5 protein-coding genes are annotated in these 3,831 nt (G+C 69.8%); 2 read left to right on the top strand and 3 right to left on the bottom strand.

Translation table 11 applies throughout. The features are described 5' to 3' along the window. Positions 1–84: 84 nt before the first annotated feature. The 3 genes from ispF to carD are packed head-to-tail and all read right to left on the bottom strand — an operon-like array spanning position 85 to position 1,726. Positions 85–561, bottom strand: a complete 477-nt coding sequence (gene ispF / locus DQP56_RS23110; RefSeq protein WP_112689371.1) for a 2-C-methyl-D-erythritol 2,4-cyclodiphosphate synthase — start codon at positions 559–561, stop codon at positions 85–87. Beyond that, entirely contained in the window at positions 558–1,223 is a 666-nt protein-coding gene (ispD, locus tag DQP56_RS23115) for a 2-C-methyl-D-erythritol 4-phosphate cytidylyltransferase (protein WP_112689373.1), read from the bottom strand. The genes ispF and ispD overlap by 4 nt, the downstream gene beginning before the upstream one ends. A 14-nt stretch (positions 1,224–1,237) precedes the next feature. Beyond that, positions 1,238–1,726 (bottom strand): RNA polymerase-binding transcription factor CarD, encoded by a 489-nt coding sequence (gene carD, locus DQP56_RS23120; RefSeq protein ID WP_013830798.1) that lies wholly within the window; start codon positions 1,724–1,726, stop codon positions 1,238–1,240. A gap of 270 nt (positions 1,727–1,996) precedes the next feature. Between carD and DQP56_RS23125 the strand changes: the two genes are divergently transcribed. Together DQP56_RS23125 and radA are read left to right on the top strand one after the other, a co-directional pair. Next, the gene (locus DQP56_RS23125) at positions 1,997–2,533 is read left to right on the top strand and encodes a copper chaperone PCu(A)C domain-containing protein (RefSeq protein ID WP_112689374.1); all 537 of its coding nucleotides are present in this window, start codon (positions 1,997–1,999) and stop codon (positions 2,531–2,533) included. 51 nt (positions 2,534–2,584) lie between these two features. Continuing rightward, a partial coding sequence (radA, locus tag DQP56_RS23130; protein WP_112689375.1) for a DNA repair protein RadA occupies positions 2,585–3,831 on the top strand: 1,247 nt, incomplete at its 3' end.

Genomic DNA, 3,831 nt, shown 5'->3' on the forward strand with positions numbered 1-3,831 from the left:
AAACCGGCGTGAACGTCGGTGGCGAGATCGCCTGCGGCATCATCGGCGGCATCTTCGGCGTCTGCTAGACCCCGCCCGGGCGAACTAGCCCGGCACCACCAGCGCGGTAGCGACCGCCGCCAAACCCTCACCGCGGCCGGTCAGCCCGAGCCCGTCGGTGGTGGTCGCCGACACCGATACCGGTGCCCCCAGCAGCTCCGACAGCAGTTGTTGCGCCTCGGCGCGGCGCGGCCCCACCTTCGGCCGGTTCCCGATGACCTGCACCGCGGCATTGCCGACCGTGAATCCGCTGTCGCTGAGCAACCCGCGCACATGGTCGAGCATCACAGCCCCCGTTACCGCGGCCCAGCGTGGCTCGTCGACGCCGAACACCGTGCCCAGGTCCCCCAACCCTGCCGCCGACAGCAGCGCGTCACACAGCGCGTGTACGGCCACATCCCCGTCGGAGTGCCCGGCGCAGCCGTCGGCGTCGGGAAAGAGCAATCCCAGCAGCCAGCAGGGCCGCCCCGGGTCGATGGGATGCACATCGGTGGCCACCCCGACCCGCGGCAGCCCGCTCACCGGTTCAGCACCGCCTCGGCGAGCACCGCGTCCAACGCGGTGGTGATCTTGAAGGCCAGCGGGTCGCCGTCGACGATCTGGACCTGGCCGCCGATGTGCTCGACCATCGACGCGTCATCGGTGAACTGGGTGCCTGAGCCGGCCTGCTGATAGGCGCGCAACAGCAGGTCCGCGGCGAAGCCCTGCGGTGTCTGCACCGCTCGCAGCCCCGCTCGCTCCGGGGTTCCCAGCACCACCCCGTTGGCGTCGACCGCCTTGATGGTGTCGGGCACCGGCAGCGCGGGAACCACCGCCTGGTGCCCGCCGTGCAGCGCCTCGACCACCCGGACCACCAGTGCCACCGGAGTCAACGGTCGTGCGGCATCGTGGACCAATACGAAGTCGGGTTCGCCGGCGCTGGCCAGCGCCAGGCGAACCGAATCGACGCGGTTCTCGCCGCCGGCCACGACCATGGCTTTACTGCCTAGGATCAGTTTGGCCTCGTCGGTGCGGTCCGGCGGTACCGCGACCACCACTTGATCGACGACGCCGGATTCCCGCAAGACCGCCACGGTGCGCTCGACCAGAGTCTGCCCGCCGAGCAGAAAGAACGCCTTGGGAATCCCGGCGCCGAGTCGAACCCCCGAGCCCGCGGCCGGAACCACGGCAACTGTGCTTACCACCGATACTCCGGTGGTCAGGAGGCCGCGGCCAGCACCTCGTCGAGGATGGTCTCCGCCTTGGCATCGTCGGTGTTCTCGGCCAGGGCCAGTTCACCGACCAGGATCTGGCGCGCCTTGGCCAGCATCCGCTTCTCACCGGCGGACAGGCCGCGCTCCTGGTCGCGACGCCACAGGTCGCGAACCACTTCGGCCACCTTGTGCACGTCGCCGGAGGCGAGTTTTTCCAGGTTGGCCTTGTAACGACGCGACCAGTTGGTCGGCTCCTCGGTGTGCGGGGCGCGCAGGACCTGGAAGACCTTGTCGAGGCCCTCCTGCCCGACCACGTCGCGCACGCCAACATATTCTGCATTTTCAGCGGGAACTCGAACGGTGAGGTCGCCCTGCGCCACCTTCAGGACCAGATAGTCCTTCTGCTCGCCTTTGATGGTCCGGGTTTCAATCGCCTCGATTAACGCTGCACCGTGGTGTGGATATACGACGGTGTCTCCGACCTTAAAGATCATCTGATTTGAGCCCCTTTCGCTACCCCATCCTAACACGTCGCTCAGACACGGGACGAACAACGGTGCAGGTCAGGGGCATCGCAGCCCCGGGCGGGGGCTTGACAGCACGGTCAAACCATGCATGACGTGGACCACGATGGGCCGGTTCGGGGCGCTCGATCACGCCGCTGGGCACCCGCTCGCGCGAGCCCCAACCCTGAACTACCGCCGCTGTAAGCGTGCTACTACAGTGCATAGTCACAAACCGCCGCGCCGAGCAGGAGGCCTCAAGTGAACCGGTTCAACAGGGTCGTCACCGCGTTGGCCGTCGCCGCGGCACTCGCCGGTTGCGGTACCGGCCAGATCTCCCAGTCCGCCGACCAGGCGCCCGCAGTCAACGGCACCTCGGCGACCGTCGGGGATCTGGCACTGCGTGACGTGCGCATCCTGGCGGAGCAGGACGGTGACGCGCTGGAGGCCGGCCAGACGGTCGACCTGGTGTTCGTCGCCACCAACCAGTCGACGGACACCGGCGAGGAGCTCACCGGGATCAGCAGCTCGATCGGGAAGGTGTCGGTGGTCGGCGGCAGGTCGGTGCCCGCCGGCGGCGTCCTGGTGGTCAGCGCCCCGGCCGGCCCGGACCTGCCCACGGCGCCCGCCTCCAAGGCGCTGTCCGAGGTCAGCAACGCCAGCACCGCAGCGGCCACGGTGACGCTGGACAAGCCGATCTCCAACGGGCTGACCTACGACTTCACATTCGACTTCAAAAACGCGGGCCCGGTCCGCATGGCCGTGCCGATCTCGGCCGGCGTACTTTCGCACCACTGACCGACCGCGTCGCCGGCGCTCGCTGTCGGACCCAGCGGATACCGTCAGCGGGTGGCCAGAACCTCCAAGGCGCGTTCGCTGTATCGCTGTTCAGAGTGCGGGAACACCTGCGCGAAATGGCTGGGCCGCTGCCCCGAGTGCGGTAGTTGGGGCGGCATCGACCCGGTGGCGGAGTCGACGGCGCCGCCGAACGGTCTGCGGCCGGCCGCACCGGCCCGGCCCGCGGTCCCGATCAGCTCCATCGCGCCCGGCAGCGCGCGCCACCAGCAGACCGGTGTGGCCGAACTCGACCGGGTGCTCGGCGGCGGGGTGGTCTCCGGCTCGGTCACGTTGCTCGCCGGCGACCCGGGCGTGGGCAAGTCCACGCTGCTGCTCGAGGTCGCCCACCGTTGGGCGCTCGCGGGGCGGCGGGCACTGTACGTCTCCGGAGAAGAGTCCGGCGGGCAGATCCGGTTGCGTGCCGAACGCACCGGCTGCAGCCACGACGAGATCTACCTGGCCGCCGAGTCAGACCTGCAAACCGTGTTGGGCCACATCGAGGCGGTCCGGCCGACGCTGGTAGTGGTCGACTCGGTGCAGACCATCGCCGCCGCCGACACCGATGGGGTGGCCGGCGGGGTCACCCAGGTGCGTGCTGTCACGGCCGCGCTGACCGCGGCCGCCAAGGCCGGCGACGTGGCGCTGATCCTGGTCGGTCACGTCACCAAGGACGGTGCCATCGCCGGCCCGCGTTCGCTGGAACACCTCGTCGATGTGGTGCTGCATTTCGACGGCGACCGAAACTCGGTGCTGCGGATGGTGCGGGCCGTGAAGAACCGCTTCGGGGCCACCGACGAGGTGGGCTGTTTTCTGCTGCGCGACAGCGGCATCGAAGGGGTCGCCGACCCGTCCGGGCTGTTCCTGGAGCAGCGCAGCCAACCGGTGCCCGGCACCGCGATCACCGTCGCGCTGGACGGCAAACGGCCGTTGATCGGCGAGGTGCAGGCGCTGCTGGCGAACCCGGCCGGCGGGTCGCCGCGCCGGGCGGTCAGCGGCATCGACCACGCGCGCGCCGCCATGATCACCGCGGTGCTCGACAAGCACGCCAAGCTGCCGGTCGGGGCCGCCGACATCTACCTGTCCACGGTGGGCGGTATGCGATTGACCGATCCTTCCACGGATCTGGCCGTCGCCATCGCGCTGGCATCGGCCTACGCGGGGCTGCCGCTGCCGGCGACCACGGTGGTGGTCGGTGAGGTGGGCTTGGCCGGCGACCTGCGCCCGATCAGCGGGATGGACCGCCGGCTGGCCGAGGCGGC

This window comes from Mycolicibacter senuensis (genome assembly GCF_003284925.1).
Lineage (GTDB): Bacteria > Actinomycetota > Actinomycetes > Mycobacteriales > Mycobacteriaceae > Mycobacterium > Mycobacterium algericum_A.